The sequence below is a fragment of the Streptomyces sp. TLI_55 genome (genome assembly GCF_900206255.1).
GTDB classification, from domain to species: Bacteria; Actinomycetota; Actinomycetes; order Streptomycetales; family Streptomycetaceae; genus Streptomyces; species Streptomyces aquilus.
The window spans coordinates 6,542,145-6,562,477 of record NZ_OAOJ01000001.1 but is presented as its reverse complement, the minus strand read 5'-3'; the positions used below and the strand labels follow the sequence as shown (position 1 = coordinate 6,562,477).

Genomic DNA, 20,333 nt, shown 5'->3' with positions numbered 1-20,333 from the left:
TGCCGGGTGCCGACTGCCAATATGGCGTCATGACGATGCGGGGGCGCAGGCCGGCGGAATCGTACGGCGACCATGTCGACTTTCGTAAGGGCACGTTCCATGGCTCGGTCACCGGCAAGGTCGAGCATCACCACCACTACGGCCCAGCTCCGACCGCCACAGCGTCCTTGCCCGCCGCACCGGTGGTGTTCACGGGGCGCGGTAGGCAGGCCGCCCAACTGATGGACGTCCTGAAACCCGACGTCGACGGCACTGCTGATCCCGTGCTGATTTCAGCCCTGAGTGGGCTCGGCGGCATCGGCAAAACCGCGCTCGCCCTGCATGTCGCACATGCCGTTCGGACCCGATTCACTGGCGGCACTCTGTTCGTCAATATGCGGGGCTACGAAGACATCCCCGTCGCGCCCGAGCAGGCGGTGCTCTCGCTTCTTCGCGCCCTCGGCATCCGGGACGAGGATCTACCCCAGTCACCGGAGGAGCAGTACGCCCTCTACCGGTCCGAACTGAGCGGCCGTGGGCCTGTGTTGCTCCTTTTCGACAACGTCTCCACGTCGGCCCAGGTGACTCCGCTGCTGCCGGGCACAGACCGGCACCGCGTACTGGTCACGTCCCGGGACAGCCTCGCCTCACTGCCGGCACGCCTCATCACTCTCGATTCCCTGTCTCAGGGAGAAGCGGCCGTCCTCATCCGGCGTGCTCTGCACCTGGCGGACCCTGAAGACTCCCGTATCAACGAGGAGCCTGATGCCGTGCAGCAGCTCGTAGACCTGTGCGACGGCCTCCCCCTGGCACTCCAGATCGCCGCCGCGCAGCTACGCCGTCGCCGGCATCGTCCCGTGTCCGTGTTGGTCACTGAGCTCAAAGCCGCGGCCGATCGTGTCCGTCAGCTGCATGCGCCGGGAGTAGACCAATATGGCAGAGAACTGGCCCTGCGCCCGCTGTTCGATGTGACATATGCGCGGCTCGACTCGGACCAAGCCAGATGCTTCCGCTCCCTGGCGCAGGCGCCCGGCGCCAATTTCGGCGTGCCAACCGCAAGTGCTCTGTCGGGCTTGCCCGAAACAAAGGTCGAGGCAGCTCTCGACGACCTGGCAGCGGCATTCTTGATCAACCCCCGCGGGGACCGATGGGAGATGCACGACCTGTTGCGTGCGTACGCCCGAACGATAAGCAGTGGGGAGCCCGGACTGTACGCGGAAGCGGCCCATGCTCGAAAACGCCTATTGCACCACTTCCTGCCTCGAATGGTTTCGGCGGACCAACATCTGCACGGTCAGCTGCTGGAGGACGCGCCCGACCTCTTCACAAGCCGAGAGGCAGCACTGGACTGGCTGGATGTGGAGCGCGACTCACTGGTGGGAGCCGTGAGGTGGGCAGACAGTGCCGAGCACAGCCAATCCGCAATGGCCCTGGGCCTCGCCCTCGACAAGTACCTGCAACTGCGTCGGCAGTTCACGGATGCACAACTCGTAGCCGAGGTCATGCTTACCGCTGCGAAGCGAGACGCGGAACAGACCGTCGTGATGGCCTCCTTGACCATCATCGGCAACTCTCGTTACGGGCTGGGCCAATTCCGCGAGGCCGCCATCGCTCACACCGAAGCTCTGCGTCTCGCGTACACCGTGGGCGACCGCAACGGCCAGGCTTCGTCCTGGACCAATCTGGGCCGCTGCATGTTCGCACTGGAGCAGTTCGAAGTCGCCGTGCTGATGCACAAGCGCGCGCAGGGGATGTTCGCGGCCCTGGGCGACCAGCACAGAGAAGCTGCGGCATGGAACAACCTCGGCTTGCCTCTTCACTCGTTGCACCGCTTGGACGAGGCCGTGCAAGCGCACAGCAACGCCCAACGCATGTTCGCCGACGTACTGGATCGCCACGGGGAAGCAGGCGCCTGGCTCAGTCTGGGCACTGCTCTCGCCGAGTCGGATAAGTACGACGACGCTGTGAACGCCTATATGAACGCGACCGACATCTACGCCGAGCAGGACGACCCGCACGGAGCGGCCTGGGCATGGGAGCATCTCGGACAACTCCTTGCCCGCACGGGCGAACTCGAGATGGCGGTCAAGGTGTTGCAGCAGTGCGAAGCGGCCTATGCCGCGTTGGGTGACGGACGTGGAGCAGCTTCGATTCGCTCGACACTTGCGGAACTCAGGTCACGTAAGGCTGGCCGAATCCCGCCCCTTGCGTGAGTTCTCACAGCGTTCTCATAATCCACCGACAGATTTGACTTGCCCATGCCATCCAATGGGCGGTTCTTTGCTGTGCTGTTTGGCATGTGCGCGTCAGTTCTGTGATCCGAGTACTTCCACCCCCCACGGAAGGCATCACGTTGAAGAGACTCCTCACGGCCCTCAAGAGATGCGCGGCCCTCGGCGCCGCCGCCCTCGCGATCGCCAGTCTTCAGCCCGTCTCGGCCGCGCAGGCCGCTCCCGCGCCCGTCGTCGGCGGCACCCGGGCCGCGCAGGGCGAGTTCCCGTTCATGGTCCGGCTCTCCATGGGCTGCGGCGGGGCGCTGTACACCCAGCAGATCGTGCTGACCGCCGCGCACTGCGTGAGCGGTTCCGGGGCCAACACCGGCATCACCGCGACCGCCGGGGTCGTCGACCTCCAGTCCACCAGCGGGCGCGTCCAGGTCCGGTCCACCAGGGTGCTCCAGGCGCCCGGCTACAACGGCACCGGCAAGGACTGGGCACTCATCAAGCTCGCCCAGCCGATCAACCTGCCCACGCTGAAGATCGCCACGACCACGCAGTACAACACCGGTGACTTCACCGTCGCCGGCTGGGGTGCGGCGCGTGAGGGCGGGGCTCAGCAGCGGTATCTGCTCAAGGCGACCGTGCCGTTCGTCAGTGACGCCACCTGTAAGGCGTCCGGCGGGTCGTACAGCGATCTCGTCGCCAACGAGGAGATCTGTGCCGGGTTCGCGGCGGGCGGGGTCGACACCTGTCAGGGTGACTCCGGTGGGCCCATGTTCCGCAAGGACAACGCCGGGGCCTGGATCCAGGTCGGGATCGTCAGCTGGGGCGAGGGCTGCGCGCGGCCCAACGCGCCCGGCGTCTACACCGAGGTGTCCACGTTCGCCTCGGCGATAGCGTCGGCGGCGTCGACTCTCTGATCCGACGACGCCTGCTTCTCGTACGGCCTTCCGCGGGTCCGGCGCAGCCACGCGCCGGGCCCGTGTCGTTGCGGGAGGCCCGCACCCGCGTCGCTCAGAAACCTCCCCCGAAGTCCCCTCCCCCGCCGAAGTCCCCGCCGCCTCCGAAGTCCCCGCCCCCGAACCCTCCGCTGAAGTCGTCCGAGTCGAAGTCCGCGCCCGAGACGTCACCGCCCTCGTAGCCTCCGGGACCGCCGAAGTCCCCGTAGCCGCTGCCGTAGTCGGCGGCGTACGACGGGGTCGCCATCATGCTGCCCAGGACCGTGCCGACCAGCAGGCCGGGGAGGATGCCGCCGCCGAAGTAGCCGCCCGCCCAGGGGCCGTACGCCGGGCCCGCATCCCAGTAGGGGCGGCGGCCCGCGTCCGTGTCGACCTCGCGCATCACGGGATCGCGGCCGTCGGCGAGGCGGGTGGCGTCGGCGGCGCAGACCGGGACCTCGCGCGGGGCGCCGGACGGGGGTGTCCAGGTGGCGTCCGTGACGGAGGGGCCATGGCGGGGGTCGAAGAAGCAGGGGGCCCGGCGTTCCGGCAGGGGCCTGCCCTCGCGGCGGGCCGCCAGTTGGGCCAGGGAGAAGCGGCCCTCCTCCAGGGCCTGGGTGACCCCTCGTACCTCTTCCGGCTTGGTCACCGCCGCCATCAGGGCCTTCGCCTGCTCGTACGCGTCCAGCGCGCGCTCGTAGTCCGCACGCATCGCGTCGTCGGCGCCCTTCTCCGAGGGGTGGAAGTCGAGGCGGTCCAGTTCCTCGCCGAACGCGGTGATGTCCTCGTCCACGACCACCCGGAGCTTCTCCACTGCCGCCCGCTGCTCCTCCGCGTGGCGGCGGCGGTTGCGGCGGACCAGGGCGTAGGTGCCCGCGCCGCCTGCCACCAGCACCGCACCGACCGTGATCAGCGCGCCCGTCGGGACGCCGTTGCCGTCGGAGCCCGTGCCCCAGCTCGCCGGGGCCGAGCCGCCCATGTTCGTCAGCGCGCTGTTGGTGAAGTCGCTCAGCTGGGCCCGGGTGTCCTCGCCCGCGACGGTGGTGACGAGGTTGTGCACGGCCGCGCGCGGCAGGACCGAGGAATCGGCGCGGGCGTCGAACCGGTCGCCGAGGCGGATCGCGTACAGACCGGTCACGCCGGTCGCCGTGCGCAGCCTGGTGAAGAGGTCCTGGGTGGGGTAGCCGGCCGGCAGGACGGCGATGAAGAGCGGTTTGTCCGCGTTCTTGATCTGGTCGGCCAGGGTGGCGGCGTCCGAGGTGGACAGCTGGCCGGAGGCCGCCGGGTCCACGTAGACGGGGTTCTCGCGGAGCGCCGCGGCGATCGTCGAGACGCTCGTGGCGGCGGACGCGGGCGGCGCGAGGGACGGCCACAGCACGGTCAGGGCGGCGAGCGCCAAGGCCGCCAACAGCCGGAGGAGGCTTCGGGTCCGTAGGGCGGACTTCATACTCCGACGCTACCCGAAGCCTCCCAAACCGGGACATCGATCCTGGTCAGGTCGCCCGGTAGGCCGCCAGCAGGCTCTCCACCGCCTTTCCGTACCGTCCGGTGAGGAGCAGGTGGTCCGCCTCCGCGAAGGGCTTCGCCGAGGCCGCCGTCACCGGCCGCTGCTGGACGATCAGCCGCGCCTTCGTCACCAGGGCGCGCCCCACCTCGTCCGCCCCGGCCTTCTCGGCCGCGGCCGCCGCGACGGCGAGGGCCTTCAAGGTCGTCGCCCCGCCCTCCGGAATCCTGGTCAAGGTGGTCAGGCCCCAGCCGTACGGGAACTGCGGGTCGTACGTCGCGTCACCGACGTTGATCGGCAGCTGCGCCTCCGACTTGGGCCAGGTGACCGGGAGTCGGCCGGTGAAGGGCCGCCTGCCGTAGAGCACGTCGGCGACGCCTGCGCCCTCGGTGCCGGGCAGCCAGGAGGCCACCAGGGCGTCGATCGCGCCGAGCCGGTCGCCGATGAGCTGCGGGCGTCCGGACACGATCAGCACGGCGCACTTCATGGCCGCGCACACCTTGTCGACGGCCGCCTTGTCGGCCGCGGACAGCTCCAGGTCGTTGCCGTTGCCCACGTCACCGACGCCCTCGGCGTACGGGGTCTCCCCGACGACGACCACACCGACGTCGTAGCCGGTCGTGGGCGCGGAGGCGTCCTTGGAGTACGTGACGTCTCCCCCGGCGTCGCGCAGGCCCTCCAGGACCGTCGTCCCGGGGACGATGTCGCCGGACGCGCCCTGCCAGGTGACCGTCCAGCCTCCGGTCTGGTTGCCGATGTCGTCGGCGTTGGACCCGGCGACGTAGACCTTCTGGGACTTCTTCAGCGGCAGCACCCCGCCCGCGTTCTTCAGCAGCACCTGCGACTCGGCCGCCGCCTGCCGGGCCACCGCGCGGTGTTCGGCGGAACCGATCTTCGCCGCGCCGCTCGTGTCGGCGTACGGCTTCTCGAAGAGGCCGAGCCTGAACTTCTGCGTGAGGATGCGCGATACGGCGTCGTCGATCCGTGCCTCGCTCACCCGCCCGGCCTCGGTCTCGGCGACGAGGGCGGTACGGAAGTCCCGGTAGGCGTAGGGGGCCATGACCATGTCGACGCCGGCGTTGACCGAGGTGCGGACGTCGGAGGTGTAGTCGCCGGGGATCTGGTTGATGCCGTCCCAGTCGCTGATGACGAAGCCGTCGAAGCCCATCCGGCCCTTCAGCACGCCGTTGATCATGTCGCCGCGGGCGTGCATCTTGACCGGGCCGAGGCCGTCGCCGATGACGTCCAGGGAGGAGTACGAGGGCATGACCGTGCCGACGCCGCGGTCGACGGCCGTCTGGTACGGGGCGAGGTGGACCGCCTCCAGCTGCTGCCGGGTGACGGTGGTGACGCCCTGGTCGATGGTGTAGGTGCCGGTGGTGGAGGAGCCGTAGGCGGTGCCGCCGTCGCCGACGAAGTGCTTCGCGGTGGCGAGGACCTTGTCGCCGTCCTTCAAGTCCCTGCCGTTCGCGGCACCTTGGAGGCCCTGGATGATCGTCTCCATCGAGTCGACCAGCGCCGGGTCCTCACCGAAGGACTCGTAGGAGCGGCCCCAGCGTTCGTCGCGGGTGACGCAGAGGCAGGGCGCGAAGTCCCAGGGGACGCCGGTGGCGCGGACCTCGGCGGCGGTCACCGCACCGGTGCGCTGGGCGAGTCGGGGGTCGCGGGTGGCGCCGAGTCCGATGTTGTGGGGCATGACGGTGGCGCCGACCAGGTTGTTGTGGCCGTGGACGGCGTCGACGCCGTAGATCAGGGGGATCTGGAACCTGGTTGCCTGCGCCCGGAGTTGGAAGGCGTCGATCATCTTCGCCCAGGCCTCGGGGGTGTTGGGCGTGGGGGTGGAGCCGCCGCCGGAGAGGAGCGAGCCGAGGGCGTACGTGGCGATGTCGCCGCCGGCCCCGACGGCGCCCCGCTCCGCCTGGGTCATCTGCCCCGCCTTCTCGGCGAGGGACATCCGGGAGAGGAGGTCGGCGACGCGGGCCTTGATGGGCAACTTGGCGTTCAGATACGGCAGTCCGTGGGCGTCGATCACGATCTGCGGGGTCTCGTCGGGGGCCTTGGCGCCGGTGACGGTGAGTTTCAGCGGGATGGCCTCGGCGCTCTCCGCGGCCTGGTCCTTGAGGGTGCGGACCTGGATCGTCCGGGTGGTGCCGGAGGCCGTGCCGGCGGGGAAGGTGAGGGTGCCGGAGACGGGGACGTAGTCCTTGCCGGGGTCGGCGGGCGTCTCGTAGGCGACCGTCACGGGCTCGTCGACGGGGGCGGAGCCGGTGGTGGCCAGGGTCACCTTGACCGCGGCGGTGCCGCCTTCCCGCACCGGGTAGACCGGCGCGTCGGTGAGGACGGAGGCGCGCCGGGACTGGTCGGCCCTGCCGTACAACTCGACGCCGTCCATGGCGAACCGGCCGGGTGCGCCGACCGGGAGGGTGACCGCGTACCCCCAGGTCTCGGTCAGTCCGAGAATGTGGTCGATACCGCCGACGGGCTGGTAGTCGGTGCGGTACGCGAAGTCCGTGAAGGGGATCTCGATCTGTTTCCAGCCACTGAAGTCGTCGGTGAACGACGTCGTCCAGAGCTCGGAGGCCTCGCCGTTGGCGCCGCCGTCCTTGAGCTCGAAGGCGATCTTCTTGCCGTTGTTCTGCCCCTCCCACCAGAACCGGATGCCCTTGTGGGCGGACCAGTCGTGGGCGGGCTCGGCGAAGGCGAAGTCGTGGGTGAAGCCGCCGTAGCCGCTGATGTCGTAGGTACCGGAGAGGACCTTGTCGCCCTCGGGGGCGTCCGCGCGAGCGCTGAGCTGGAGTTTCGGCGGGTCGTCGGTGTCGCTGCCCCAGGTGAACAGGCCGCCCTCGGGCGGGTTCGCGAAGGGGACCTCGCCCTCGAAGCGGTCGACGGGGACCGGGGCGGGATCGTCGGCGGCCTGCGCGGCCAGCGTCGGCAACAGGGCCGCCAGCAGGGTGGCGGAGGTGAGCAGGGCGGTTCTTCGCATGGAGCTTCCCCCTCGGCTCGCGTGGCTCTCGTGGTCCACACATGACTTACCTCACGCCGTGAGTTAACTGGTGACCCGCACGCCCGTCAAGGCATCACGTCAGCCATTCGGGCTCCCGGGTCGCTCCCTCAACTCACGCCTCCACCAGGCATGTTGTACGACCGCAACGAGACCGGTGCCGAAGGGTGGTCGTGCCGCCCGGCGCCGCGGTGATGGGGTGGGCACCACGACGGAGGGGGCGGGGCGTGAGACGAGTGGGGGTCGCGGTGCTGGGCGCCGTGGCGGGGGCGCTGTTGTTGAGTGGGTGCACGGCGGTCGACCTGCCGTTGGCGGCGGTGCGGATCGGCGCGGACGGGCAGCCATGGGCACTGATCCGGCCGTGCGGTGACGACAGCTATCTGGAGCCGGACCTGGAGGGCCGGGCGGGCCGTACCGAGTCAGGGGCCGTCGCCTCGGGGTGGAGCACGGACGGCGAGGCCGAAGGGGACGCCGAATTCCCGCTGTTCACGCCGCCGCCCGCCTGGACGGCTCAGCCGGTCGGCGCCCAGCGGCTGCTGTCGGACCACACCTACGTCCTGGCCTTCGGCCACTACGTGACCGGAGACTCGTACAACGGCATCGTCACCTTCACCGCCGCCGACCTCGCCACTTTGGAGGCCGGCCAGGTCTGGGCCGACGGCCGCCCCATGAGCCTCGGCGAGTTCGAGGAGCTCGCCGAGGGCTCGTGCTGAGCGGGGTTACTCGGCGGGGGTGACTCCGGCGCGGAGGAGGCCGTAGGCGTACGCGTCTTCCAGGGCCTGCCAGGACGCGGCGATCACGTTCTCCGCGACCCCGACCGTCGACCACTCCCCCGCCCCGTCCGACGTGGAGATCAGCACCCGGGTCGTGGACTGGGTGCCGTGGACGCCCTCCAGGATGCGGACCTTGTAGTCGACCAGGTCGAGCTTGGCCAGCTGGGGGTAGATCTTCTCCAGGGCGACGCGCAGGGCGCGGTCGAGGGCGTTGACCGGGCCGTTGCCCTCCGCGGTGGCGACGATCCGCTCGCCCTTGGCGAAGAGCTTGACCGTGGCCTCGTTGGCGTGGCTGCCGTCGGGGCGGTCCTCGACGATCGCGCGCCAGGACTCGACGGCGAAGTACTTCAGCGGCCGGCCCTCGACCTCGGCGCGCAGGAGCAGTTCGAAGGACGCGTCCGCCGCCTCGTACGTGTAGCCCTTGAGCTCGCGCTCCTTGACCCGCTCCACGACCCGGCCGACCAGCTCGCGGTCGCCGCCGAGATCGACGCCGAGCTCCTTGCCCTTGAGCTCGACCGAGGCGCGGCCCGCCATGTCGGAGACCAGCATCCGCATGGTGTTGCCGACCTGCTCGGGGTCGATGTGCTGGTACAGGTCGGGGTCGACCTTGATCGCGGAGGCGTGCAGGCCGGCCTTGTGGGCGAAGGCCGAGACACCGACGTAGGGCTGGTGGGTGGAGGGGGTGAGGTTGACGACCTCGGCGATGGCGTGCGAGATCCGCGTCATCTCGCGCAGCTTGCCGTCGGGCAGCACCTTCTTGCCGTACTTCAGCTCCAGGGCCGCGACGACCGGGAAGAGGTTGGCGTTGCCGACCCGCTCGCCGTAGCCGTTGGCCGTGCACTGGACGTGGGTCGCGCCCGCGTCGACGGCGGCGAGGGTGTTGGCGACCGCGCAGCCGGTGTCGTCCTGGGCGTGGATGCCGAGGCGGGCGCCGGTGTCGGCGAGGACGGTCGAGACGACGGCCTGGACCTGGGCGGGCAGCATGCCGCCGTTGGTGTCGCAGAGGATGACGACGGAGGCGCCCGCCTCCGAGGCGGCCCGTACGACGGCCTTGGCGTACTCGGGGTTGGCGCGGTAGCCGTCGAAGAAGTGCTCGCAGTCGACGAAGACCCGGCGGCCCTGCGCGACCAGGTACGACACCGTGTCGCGGACCATCTCCAGGTTCTCGTCCAGCGTGGTGCGCAGGGCGAGCTCGACGTGCCGGTCGTGGGACTTGGCGACCAGCGTGATCACCGGAGCGCCCGACTCCAGCAGGGCCTTGACCTGGGGGTCCTCGGACGCCTTGGCGCCCGCCCGACGGGTCGCGCCGAAGGCGACCAGCTGCGCGTGCCTGAACTGGATCTCCGCCTGCGCGCGGGCGAAGAACTCGGTGTCCCGCGGGTTGGCGCCGGGCCAGCCGCCCTCGATGAAGCCCACGCCGAAGTCGTCCAGGTGCCGCGCGATGGCCAGCTTGTCCGCGACGGTGAGGTTGATGCCCTCCCGCTGGGCGCCGTCGCGCAGGGTGGTGTCGAAGACGTGGAACTGATCGTCGAGCTCGCTGGTTTCGGTCATGGTCTCAAGGCTCCTGAGGATTGGATCTCGGTCGTACCGGAATAACCGGCTCCACCGCCCCCACATACTCCCTCGCGCTCTCGCCTCCGGCTGCGGGTGGGCCAGAAAAGCGAAAAACCCCTCGCGGGTGCGAGAGGTCTGCGCGCGGGTCGAGGACGACGGTGTCCGTCCGTACCTGGTCGTACGAGACGGTCACTGCGGACCGGCGCGCCTGCTGCCAATAATCATGGCGAACGAGAGCACGGGGGCAGTCTGGCACAAGTCGCCCCCGCGCTCACCGTCCGTCTCAGAATGCGAACCCTCTGCTGGTCAGCGCAGGTGGCGGACGAAGCCGTCGGTGACCCCGTTGGTGTCGTCCGGCACGAGTTGCGTGGAACCGGAGGAGAGGCCGACCTCCTTGCCGCCGCGGGTCACGGAGTAGAGGGTGACGTACTCGTCCTCGACCGGTCCGCCGGTGACCGACGCGCTGACCAGGCGGACCTTGCCGGTGCGCAGGTCGCGGAGGTAGACGTTGTCGACGCCGAAGTAGCCCGTGGCGCGGTTGCGCGGGGTGGCCTCGTAGGCGACGTACCGGCCGTCGGGGCTGATCTCGGGGCTCTGGGTGCCGAAGGCCGTCTCCGCGTTGTGCGAGATCCGGCGGATCTCGCCGGTCTTCAGGTCGCGCACGAAGACGTCGGTCTCGGTGCCGTTGGTGTCGCCCGGGACCAGGTCGGGAGCGCTGGAGCTGAAGGCGACGTACCGGCCGTTCGCGGTGAGCGAGGCGTCGACGGCCGAGGCGGTGGTCGGGGTGCCGCCGGGGGTGACGTTCAGCTGCTGCTGGGTGCCCTTCTTGATGTCGTACGCCCACAGGGCCGAACCCGGGCCGCGGTACTGGAACTGGTCGTAGACGATGCGGCTGCCGTCGTCGCTGACGTCGTAGACGACCGACGTCCACTCGGGGCGGGTGCGCTCGCTGACGCGCTTCACCTTTCCGGTCCGGCGGTCGAGGAGGTAGAGCATCCGGTAGCCGTTGGGGTCGTCGGCCTCCATCCGGTTGGGGCGGGCGGTGAAGGCGACGTAGCGGGCGTCGGCCGACATTTCGGCTCCGCCGACGTCGACGGAGCGGCCGTTGATCCCGAAGCTGAGCCGTTCGGTCCTGCCGGTGCGGCGGTCGTGCAGATAGACGTCGTCGACCCATTCGTCGGCGGGCGGCGGGGTGTCCCAGTGGACGAGGTTGCGGGCCTGGGAGGTGAACAGGACGTACCGGCCGTCGCGGCTGATGTCGAACGCGGTGGACATGTCGTCGGCCTGTGCGCCCGCGGAGCTGACGTTGACCCGCTCGACGGTGCCCTTGCGCAGGTCGCGGACGAAGACGTCGCGTTGTCCGTTGGTGTCACCCGGCACCAGGTTGGTGGCATCCGAGGAGAAGACCGCGAAGCGGCCGTCTGCGCTGAACTCGGGGCCGTAGGTGTAGCTGTTGGCCTGCTCTCCCGTGGGTGAGGTGCCGAGGCGCTCGGTGCGCGGGGCGGGCGTCGGAGCCGCCGACGCCGTGGTGGCGGAGAGAGCGAGCAGGCCGGCGACGACGCCGGCGGCGAGTGCGGTGCGTGTGCTGGCGTACAAGAGCGGTTCCCCCATTGAAAATCCCCCGATTTTCCTTGCCTGCAAAGGAGTTCGGTACAGACGGCGGCCGTCCCCCGAACCCTCTACGAGGCAAGCGCATCACAAGGCCTGGGGCAATCCCCCGAATTGAGTACAACCCGGGCGTCGGCTCAGGCGTCCGCGAGGAGGGTGTCGTTCAGGAACTCCCTCACGTGGCCGAGAATCTGCGGTCGGTCGGTGCCGCGGAGGCCGATGGCGACATGGATGGAGAAGCCGTCGAGGAGTGCCCGCAGGCGGGCCGCGAAGCGGTCGGGGTCCACCGGCCGGAACTCCCCCCGCGAGATGCCTTCCGCCAGCAGCGCCACCAGGTCGCGGTGCCAGGCGCCCTCGATCGCGGCCTGGCGGTCGCGGGCCGCGTCGTCGGCGTTCTGCGAGCGGTTCCAGACCTCCAGCCACAGGGTCCAGTGCGGGTCGCGGTGGCCGTCGGGGACGTACAGGTCGACGTACGCATCGAGCCGTTCCCGCGCGGTGCCCGTACGGGCGAGGAGCCGGCCGCGCTCGGCGCCCAGCCGGCCCTCGCTCCACTCCAGGGTCTGGAGCAGCAGTTCGTCCTTGGAGCCGAAGTAGTAGAGGAGGTGACCGCTGCTCATGCCGAGCTCACGCCCGAGCGCGGCCATGGTCAGCTTCTCCAGGCCGCGGTCGGCGATCATCTCCATGGCGGCGGTGAGGATGCGCTCGCGGGGCGGGGCCGGGGTGCGGCGGGGCGTGGTCATACGGCGGTCACCCGGACCGCGTCGGGCAGGAATCTCGTCTCGTACGGGCTGGTGCAGTCGGCGAAGAGGGTCGCCACGACCGCGCCGCACGCGCCGCACACCTCATTGGGCCCCTCACGGCCGGGCGGCCCGCAGCAGCCGATCTCCTGGGACGCGGGGTTCTGCGCGAGATACCCGCGGGTGTCCCCTGGATGCACGACCAGGGTGCCGCGCGGCCCGGCGGAGACCAGGAACCCCGGACCGTCGGGGTCCCCCATCCAGGCGTTCCCCGGGTGGGCGGCGTCGGCCCACTCCGGGTCGGGGTGCGGGACGTACGGCGCCCCGCACGCCTCCGGGTCCACGGCGTACGTCCCGCGCGGCATCGTCGCCGGGGCGCGGCGCACGCCGTCGGCGCCCCGGCTGCCGTCGTACTCCGGGCGGGCCGGCACCTCGGGCAGCGGACGCAGTGGCTCGGTCAGCCGTGCGCCACAGGCGACGCAGTTCAGCACATTCACCCGTACGTTCTACCTGACGCCCGCCCTGGGCTGCTGCTGGGTGATGCAGTGGATGCCGCCCCCGCCCGCGAAGATCGCCCGGGCGTCGACGAGGGTGACCGTGCGGTCGGGGAAGAGGCGGCGGAAGATGCCGGCGGCGAGTTCGTCGTTCGGGTCGTCGAAGGCGCAGAGGACCACGCCGCCGTTGCAGAGGTAGTGGTTGATGTACGAGTAGTCGACCCAGTCGCCGTCCTCGTCCTTGAGGACGGTCGGCGCCGGGATCTCGACGACCTCCAGGCGGCGGCCCCGTGCGTCGGTCTCGCCGCGCAGGATCTCGACGTACTCCAGGGACCGGGCGTGGTCGGGGTGGGCCGGGTCGCGCTGGCTGTGGACGACCACCACGCCCGGCCGCGCGAACGCGGCGACGATGTCGACGTGGCCCTGGGTGCCGTACGTGCCGTAGTCGCCGGCCAGGCCGTGCGGGAGCCAGATCGCCTTGGTGGTGCCGAGCTTGGCGTGGATCTCCGCCTCGACCTGCTCCCGGCTCCAGCCGGGGTTGCGGCCCGCGCCGAGCTGCACGGTCTCGGTCAGCAGGACCGTGCCCTCGCCGTCCACGTGGATCGCGCCGCCCTCGTTGACGAGGGCGCTGCCCAGCACCGCCACTCCGGTCAGGTCGGCGACCTGCCCGGCGATCTTCGCGTCGTGCTCCCAGCGGGCCCACTCCTGCCCGCCCCAGCCGTTGAACGTCCAGTCCACGGCGGCGAGTCGACCCGCCCGGTCCTTCACGAAGGTCGGGCCGATGTCCCGCATCCACGCGTCGTCGAGCTCGCGCTCCACCAACTCCACGTCCGGACCGAGCAGTTCACGGGCCGACGCCTCCTGCCCCGGACCGTGCACCATGGTCACCGGCTCGAAGCGGCGCACCGCGCGGGCGACGGACGCCCAGGCGGCCCGGGCCTCGGCCAGCTCCTCGTCGTCGGTGAACGTCGGGTTGGGGCTGGGCCAGGCCATCCAGGTGCGCTCGTGCGGTTCCCACTCGGCGGGCATGCGGAAGGTCATGGAGGGTCCTAGAGGAAGTAGAGGCGGTTGAGGGCGACCGAATCGGCCGGTTCCGAGTGCAGCGGCTCGCCGTCCAACGTCACCAGTCCCGTGCGCTGGTCGACGTCGACCGCTCCGGTACGGGAGTTGAGGCGCAGGTCGGCCGGTCCGATGCCGCGGGTGCCGCGGACGGCGACCCTGCGGCGCCGGGTCGGCATCGAGTCGTTGCCCTGGTCGACGGCGGCCTGCGCGACGAAGGCCACCGAGAGGTCGGCGGGGGTGGCGCCGTACGACCCGAACTGCGGGCCCAGGACGAGGGGTTCGCAGGTGTCCGTCGCCGCGTTGGGGTCGCCGACCACCCCGTACGCCGGGAACCCGGACTTGAGCACCAGCTGCGGCTTGGCCCCGAAGTACTCCGGGCGCCACAGCACGATGTCGGCCAGCTTGCCGACCTCGATCGACCCGACCTCGTGCGCGAGCCCGTGGGCGATGGCCGGGTTGATGGTCAGCTTGGCCATGTAGCGCAGGACGCGCTCGTTGTCGTGGTCGTCGTTCTCGGCGCCGAACTCGGCCTTCATCTTCCCGGCCATCGCGAAGGTGCGGCGGACGGTCTCACCGGCGCGCCCCATGCCCTGCGCGTCGGAGGAGGTGATGCCGATCGCGCCCAGGTCGTGCAGCACGTCCTCGGCGCCCATGGTCCCGGCGCGGATGCGGTCGCGGGCCATGGCGGCGTCGCCGGGCAGGTCGGTCTTGAGGTCGTGGACGGAGACGATCATGCCGTAGTGCTCGGCGACCGCGTCCCGGCCGAAGGGCAGGGTGGGGTTGGTGGAGGAGCCGATGACGTTCGGCACGCCGGCCATCTTCAGCACGTTGGGGACGTGTCCGCCGCCGCAGCCCTCGATGTGGAAGGCGTGGATGGTGCGGCCTTCCAGCACTCGCAGGGTGTCCTCCACCGACAGGCATTCGTTCAACCCGTCACTGTGCAGGGCGACTTGGACGTCATGCTCCTCGGCGACGCGCAGTGCCGTGTCCAGCGCCCGGGTGTGGGCGCCCATGTCCTCGTGCACCTTGAAGCCGCTCGCGCCGCCCTCGGCCAGCGCCTCGATCAGAGGCGCCTCGTGGGACGACGAACCCCGGCCCAGGAAGCCGATGTTGACCGGCCAGGCGTCGAAGGCGTTGAACGCGTGCCGCAGCGCCCAGGGCGAGTTGACGCCGACGCCCCACACCGGGCCGAACTCCTGGCCGATGATCGTGGTCACCCCGGACGCCAGCGAGGCTTCCATGATGCGCGGCGACAGCAGGTGGACGTGGGTGTCGACGGCCCCGGCGGTGGCGATGAGCCCCTCGCCGGACACGATGGACGTACCGGTGCCGACCACGACGTCCACGCCGTCGAGGGTGTCGGGGTTGCCGGCCCGCCCGATGGCGCAGATCCGCCCCTCGCGGATGCCGATGGACACCTTGCGGATGCCGAGCACCGCGTCGATCACGACGACGTTGCTGATCACCACGTCACAGGTCTCACGGACGGCCGCGGCCTTGAGGTGCAGTCCGTCGCGGGCGGTCTTGCCGAACCCGGCGAGGAACTCGTCGCCGTACCGCTGCGCGTCGGCCTCGACCCGGATCGTCAGCCCGGAGTCACCGAGGCGGACGCGGTCGCCGGCGCGGGGGCCGTGGGTGGCGGCGTACTCGTGGGGGGTGAGGCGCCGGGCCTCGGCGGGGTGTCCTCCGGGGCGGCTCATCGGGCGACCTCCTCAGTGCGTATGCCCAGGTATCCGCAGGCGGCGGCCCTCCGCAGCGCCTCCTCCTTCGCCCCCGGCGCGTCCAGCGGCCCGTCCACCAGCCCGGCGAAGCCGATCGCGACCCGCGCCCCACCGATCGGCACCAGGCCGACCTCCAGGGACTCCCCCGGCCCGAACCGCACCGAGGACCCGGCGGGCACCGCGAGCCGCAGGCCGTAGGCGGCTCCCCGGTCGAAGTCGAGGCGCGGGTTGGCCTCGAAGAAGTGGAAGTGGGAGGTGACGGAGACCGGGACGGTCGCGGTGTTGGTGACGGTGAGCCGGACCACCGGGTCCGGGTCGGCGTGCTCGGGCCCCGGCAGCAGCGCGCCCGGCGCCTGCTCCGCGAGCCCGCCGCCCCCGATGGGGTCGGAGACCACCGCGAGCCGCGAGCCGTCGTCGAAGACGGCCTCGACATGCACCTCGGTGACGACGTCCGCGACGCCGGGCAGCACGTCGTCCGGGCCGAGGACGGCGCGGGCGCGCTCGATGGCCTCGGCGAGCCGGACGCCGTCCCGGGCGGCCTCGCACACGGTGTCCGCGATGAGCGCGGTGGCCTCCGGCACGTTGAGCCGGAGCCCGCGGGCCCTGCGGGCGCGGGCCAGCTCGGCGGCGCCGAAGAGCAGCAGGCGGTCGCGTTCGGTGGGGGTGAGCCGCATGTCGTTCCCTTCACTTTAGAGCAACACTCTAAACGGAGGTTCCCGGCGAACCAAGGGTTGACGTGAGACCAGGACCACGCTCACATTGAACGGCACTCAAACCCGAGGGAGACGCAGCATGCCGATGGAACAGCGCGGGGTCGACACCATCCCCGACGAGGAACGCACCAGCGGGCCACGCGACCTCCTCTCGATCCTGCTCGGCTCGAACCTGTGTCTGGGCGTGATCGTCTTCGGCTGGCTGCCGCCGTCCTTCGGTCTCGACTGGTGGGGCTCGGTGAGCTCGATCGTGGCCGGCACGGTGGTCGGCACCCTGCTGACGGCCCCGCTCGCCCTGATCTCGCTGCGCACCGCGACCAACCTCTCCACCTCCTCCGGCGCCCAGTTCGGCGTCCGCGGCCGGCTGGTCGGCTCGGTGGTGGGCCTGCTCCTCGCCCTCGGCTACACCGCGCTGACCGTGTGGATCGGCGGCGATGTGATGGTGGGCGTGCTGGGCCGGCTGGTCGGGCTGCCGGCGAGCGGATGGTCGTACGGCGTGATCTACGGGCTGCTCGCGGCGGCGACCGTGGCGGGCGCGGTGTACGGCTACCGGGTGCTGCTCACCATGTCGCGAGTGCTGGCGATCGGCATGACGGCCCTGCTGGCCCTCGGGATCGCGGCCTACGCCCCCGACTTCACCACGGACGCGCTGCCCGAGGCGGGCGGCTATCTGCTGGGCGGCTACTGGCCCACCTGGCTGCTGTCCGCGGTGGCCGCCGGCCTGTCCGGCCCGATCGCCTTCATCACCCTCCTCGGCGACTACACCCGCTACATCTCCCCGGCCCGCCACTCCGACCGCCGGGTCCTGCACGCCACATGGCTGGGCCTGCTGCTGGGTCTGCTGGTGCCGCAACTGTTCGGCACGTTCACGGCGTACGCGGCCCGCGCGGCGCTGGACTACGCCGGGCCCCTGGTCGACGCCTCGCCGTCCTGGTACCTGCTCCCCCTCCTCCTGGCCGCCTCCGCGGGCTCGGTGGGCAACGCGGGTCTGATGCTGTACTCCATGGGCCTCGACCTGGACGCGATCCTGCCGCGCGCCTCCCGCGCCCGGGCCACGTACACGGTCGCGGTGGTGGCGACGGCCTGCGTCTTCGTCGGCCACTACGCCTCGTCCGCGCAGGACGCGATGACGTCCTTCGTCCTCCTGCTGACGGCGATCGGCACGCCGTGGGCGGTCATCACCCTCATCGGCTTCGTGCGCGGCCGTGGCGTGTACGACGCGGACGCCCTCCAGGTCTTCAACCGCCGTGCGCGCGGCGGGATCTACTGGTTCCGGGGCGGCTGGAACATCCCGGCCACGGTGTCGTGGGCGCTGGGCGCGGCGGTCGGCCTGCTGGCGGTCTCGCTGCCGTCGTACGAGGGCCCCCTGCTGTCGCTGACGGGCGGGGTGGACTGCAGCTTCCTGCTGTCGGGGGTGGTGGGCGGGGTCGCCTACGCCCTGCTCTCACCTCGGCGGAACAGCGGCAGGGCCGCCACGGAGGTGACCTCCGGGGCGGCCCTGGCCAAGCACGAGGTCTAGCCCAGCTTGTGCATCCAGCCGTGCTTGTCCTCCGCGGTGCCGCGCTGGATGTCCAGCAGGGCCTGGCGGAGCTTCAGCGTCACCTCGCCCGGCTCGCCCGCGCCCTGGGTCCACTCCGCGCCGGTGCGCTTGACCGTGCCGACCGGGGTGATCACGGCGGCCGTGCCGCAGGCGAAGACCTCGGTCAGGGTGCCGTCGGCGGAGTCGGTCTGCCACTGGTCGACGGAGACGCGGCCTTCCTCGGCCTCGTAGCCGAGGTCGCGGGCGACCTGGAGGAGCGAGTCCCGGGTGACGCCCTCCAGGATGGAGCCGGTCAGCGTGGGCGTGATGATCTTGTTGCCGTACACGAAGTACAGGTTCATGCCGCCGAGTTCCTCGACCCACTTGCGCTCGACCGCGTCGAGGTAGCAGACCTGGGCGCAGCCCTGCTCGGCGGCCTCGGCCTGGGCGAGGAGGGAGGCGGCGTAGTTGCCGCCGGTCTTGGCGTCGCCCATGCCGCCGGGGACGGCGCGGACGTGGTCCTCGGAGACCCAGATCGACACCGGCTTGACGCCGCCGGGGAAGTAGGCGCCGGCGGGGGACGCGATGACCAGGAACAGGTACTCGTTGGCGGGCTTCACGCCCAGGCCGACCTCGGTCGCGATCATGAACGGGCGGAGGTAGAGGGACTCCTCGCCGCCGTGCGCCGGGACCCACGCCTCGTCCTGCTTCACCAGCGCGTCGCACGCCTCGATGAACGTCTCGACCGGCAGCTCCGGCATGCCGAGGCGGCGGGCGGAGGCCTGGAAGCGCTGGGCGTTCTTCTCCGGGCGGAAGGTCGCCACGGTGCCGTCGGGCTGGCGGTAGGCCTTCAGGCCCTCGAAGATCTCCTGCGCGTAGTGCAGGACCATCGTCGCCGGGTCGAGGGAGAGCGGCGCGTACGGCACGAGCTGGCCGTCGTGCCAGCCGCGGCCCTCGGTCCACTTGATGACGACCATGTGGTCGGTGAAGTGGCGGCCGAACCCGGGGCTGGCCAGGATCGCGGCGCGTTCCGCGTCGGAAAGTGGCGAGGCCGAGGGCTTGAGCTCGATCGTGGGCGTCGTCATGAGTGGTTGTCCTTCACCGGTTGTGTAGTGACACGGGCCGCCGCTCACGCCCTTTTACTGTCAGTGACCAGTGCTAGGACGTCCGAGCATTCCCTCAATCCGCGGCTCCGCGTTCGATTATCGCGCGCGGGGGTCCGTGGAAGAAAACGGCGTGAATGCGACCCAGGGGTTGATGGTGTCACCCGGCGGGGGACATACGGAAGCCGCCGGGTGCTGATGCGACCCGGCGGCTTCGAGGTGTTACTGGGCAGCCGCGGGTCAGCCGGCTACTCGTACGGCCAGCGCGTCGCCGATCTCCGAGGTGGAGCGGGCGGGCTTGCCGGCGCGCTCGCCGAGGTCGGCCGAGACGGCGTCCTCGATGCGGGCGGCCTCGGTCTCGTAGCCGAGGTGGCGCAGGAGCAGCGCGACGGACAGGACCGTGGCGGTGGGGTCGGCCTTGCCCTGGCCGGCGATGTCGGGCGCGGAGCCGTGGACCGGCTCGAACATCGACGGGAACTCGCGGGAGGGGTTGATGTTGCCGCTCGCCGCGACGCCGATGCCGCCGGAGACGGCCGCGGCGAGGTCGGTGATGATGTCGCCGAAGAGGTTGTCGGTGACGATCACGTCGAACCGGCCCGGGTCGGTGACCAGGTAGATGGTGGCCGCGTCGACGTGGATGTAGTCGGTGGTGACCTCGGGGAACTCCTCGGCCACCTGGTTGAAGACGTTGGTCCACAGGTGGCCCGCGAAGGACAGCACGTTGTTCTTGTGGACCAGCGTGAGCTTCTTGCGCGGACGGGCCTGGGCACGGGCGAAGGCGTCCCGGACGACGCGCTCGACACCGAAGGCCGTGTTCACGGAGACCTCGGTGGCGACCTCGTGCGGGGTGCCCTTGCGGATGGTGCCGCCGTTGCCGGTGTACGGGCCCTCGGTGCCCTCGCGGACGACGACGAAGTCGATCGCCGGCTCGCCCTTGAGGGGCGTCTCGACGCCCGGCAGGAGCTTCGACGGCCGCAGGTTGACGTGGTGGTCGAAGAGGAAGCGGAGCTTCAGCAGGAAGCCGCGCTCCAGGACACCGGACGGGACGGACGGGTCGCCGATGGCGCCGAGGAGGATCGCGTCGTGCTGCTTGAGCGCTTCCGCGTCGGCGTCGGTGAGGGTCTCACCGGTGGCGTGGTAGCGCCGGGCGCCGAAGTCGTACTCCTTCGTCTCCAGCTTCACATCCTGCGGAAGGACGGCGGAGAGGACCTTCAGACCTTCGGCCACGACCTCCTGGCCGATGCCGTCACCGGGAATCACTGCGAGATTGATGCTGCGAGACATGTACGGCACCCTACTCCCGCGTCCCATGGGATGACACGACATGTCCGCCATGCGGACACCTCGGACTCGTCTGGGCGTCAGCCCTTCGACCCGCGTTCACCCGTACGTAGGGCGGCTGTTGGCC

15 protein-coding genes are annotated in these 20,333 nt (G+C 70.8%); 4 read left to right on the top strand and 11 right to left on the bottom strand.

Features of this window, described 5'->3' with window-relative positions; genetic code table 11:
• Positions 1-29 precede the first annotated feature (29 nt).
• Both CRP56_RS30350 and CRP56_RS30345 read left to right on the top strand, forming a co-directional pair.
• A complete protein-coding gene (locus CRP56_RS30350; RefSeq protein ID WP_143664957.1) occupies positions 30-2,192 on the top strand; it encodes an ATP-binding protein in 2,163 nt (720 codons plus the stop codon).
• A 140-nt stretch (positions 2,193-2,332) separates the two neighbouring features.
• Complete coding sequence (locus CRP56_RS30345) at positions 2,333-3,118, top strand: S1 family peptidase (protein WP_079310817.1); 786 nt, start codon at positions 2,333-2,335, stop codon at positions 3,116-3,118.
• Positions 3,119-3,212: 94 nt separating this feature from the next.
• Here CRP56_RS30345 and CRP56_RS30340 read toward each other — a convergent pair whose 3' ends face one another.
• Together CRP56_RS30340 and CRP56_RS30335 are read right to left on the bottom strand one after the other, a co-directional pair.
• Positions 3,213-4,583: a hypothetical protein gene (locus CRP56_RS30340; protein ID WP_097269357.1), complete on the bottom strand. Its 1,371-nt coding sequence runs from the start codon at positions 4,581-4,583 to the stop codon at positions 3,213-3,215.
• Positions 4,584-4,629: 46 nt separating this feature from the next.
• Complete coding sequence (locus CRP56_RS30335) at positions 4,630-7,623, bottom strand: glycoside hydrolase family 3 protein (RefSeq protein WP_097269356.1); 2,994 nt, start codon at positions 7,621-7,623, stop codon at positions 4,630-4,632.
• Positions 7,624-7,868: 245 nt separating this feature from the next.
• Here CRP56_RS30335 and CRP56_RS30330 point away from each other — a divergent pair, with 245 nt between their 5' ends.
• Positions 7,869-8,354, top strand: a complete 486-nt coding sequence (locus CRP56_RS30330; protein WP_257041233.1) for a hypothetical protein — start codon at positions 7,869-7,871, stop codon at positions 8,352-8,354.
• Positions 8,355-8,360: 6 nt separating this feature from the next.
• Here the strand turns inward: CRP56_RS30330 and cimA are convergent, their stop codons facing one another.
• The 7 genes from cimA to ureA all read right to left on the bottom strand — a co-directional run bounded on the left by cimA (position 8,361) and on the right by ureA (position 16,264).
• Complete coding sequence (cimA, locus tag CRP56_RS30325) at positions 8,361-9,965, bottom strand: citramalate synthase (protein ID WP_097269354.1); 1,605 nt, start codon at positions 9,963-9,965, stop codon at positions 8,361-8,363.
• Between the two features lie 309 nt (positions 9,966-10,274).
• On the bottom strand, positions 10,275-11,564 hold the full coding sequence (locus tag CRP56_RS30315) for a TolB family protein (protein ID WP_179851167.1): 1,290 nt from the start codon (positions 11,562-11,564) through the stop codon (positions 10,275-10,277).
• A 149-nt stretch (positions 11,565-11,713) separates the two neighbouring features.
• On the bottom strand, positions 11,714-12,316 hold the full coding sequence (locus CRP56_RS30310; protein ID WP_097269350.1) for a TetR/AcrR family transcriptional regulator: 603 nt from the start codon (positions 12,314-12,316) through the stop codon (positions 11,714-11,716).
• On the bottom strand, positions 12,313-12,810 hold the full coding sequence (locus tag CRP56_RS30305) for a hypothetical protein (RefSeq protein ID WP_097269348.1): 498 nt from the start codon (positions 12,808-12,810) through the stop codon (positions 12,313-12,315). Before CRP56_RS30305 ends, CRP56_RS30310 begins: the two co-directional genes overlap by 4 nt.
• A 9-nt stretch (positions 12,811-12,819) precedes the next feature.
• Complete coding sequence (locus CRP56_RS30300) at positions 12,820-13,848, bottom strand: agmatine deiminase family protein (protein ID WP_097269346.1); 1,029 nt, start codon at positions 13,846-13,848, stop codon at positions 12,820-12,822.
• Between the two features lie 8 nt (positions 13,849-13,856).
• Positions 13,857-15,569 (bottom strand): urease subunit alpha, encoded by a 1,713-nt coding sequence (locus CRP56_RS30295; protein WP_097269344.1) that lies wholly within the window; start codon positions 15,567-15,569, stop codon positions 13,857-13,859.
• Positions 15,566-16,264 carry an urease subunit gamma gene (ureA, locus tag CRP56_RS30290; RefSeq protein WP_097269342.1) on the bottom strand — a complete coding sequence of 233 codons (699 nt, stop codon included), beginning with the start codon at positions 16,262-16,264 and terminating at the stop codon, positions 15,566-15,568. The genes CRP56_RS30295 and ureA overlap by 4 nt, the downstream gene beginning before the upstream one ends.
• Before the next feature lie 118 nt (positions 16,265-16,382).
• Here ureA and CRP56_RS30285 point away from each other — a divergent pair, with 118 nt between their 5' ends.
• A complete protein-coding gene (locus CRP56_RS30285) occupies positions 16,383-17,822 on the top strand; it encodes a cytosine permease (RefSeq protein ID WP_097269340.1) in 1,440 nt (479 codons plus the stop codon).
• On the opposite strand, the gene CRP56_RS30280 is transcribed toward CRP56_RS30285, so the two are convergent.
• Positions 17,819-18,907: a branched-chain amino acid aminotransferase gene (locus CRP56_RS30280; protein ID WP_097269339.1), complete on the bottom strand. Its 1,089-nt coding sequence runs from the start codon at positions 18,905-18,907 to the stop codon at positions 17,819-17,821. The two genes, CRP56_RS30285 and CRP56_RS30280, sit on opposite strands and share 4 nt — an antisense overlap.
• A gap of 258 nt (positions 18,908-19,165) precedes the next feature.
• The gene (locus CRP56_RS30275) at positions 19,166-20,209 is read right to left on the bottom strand and encodes a 3-isopropylmalate dehydrogenase (protein WP_097274607.1); all 1,044 of its coding nucleotides are present in this window, start codon (positions 20,207-20,209) and stop codon (positions 19,166-19,168) included.
• Positions 20,210-20,333: the final 124 nt, after the last annotated feature.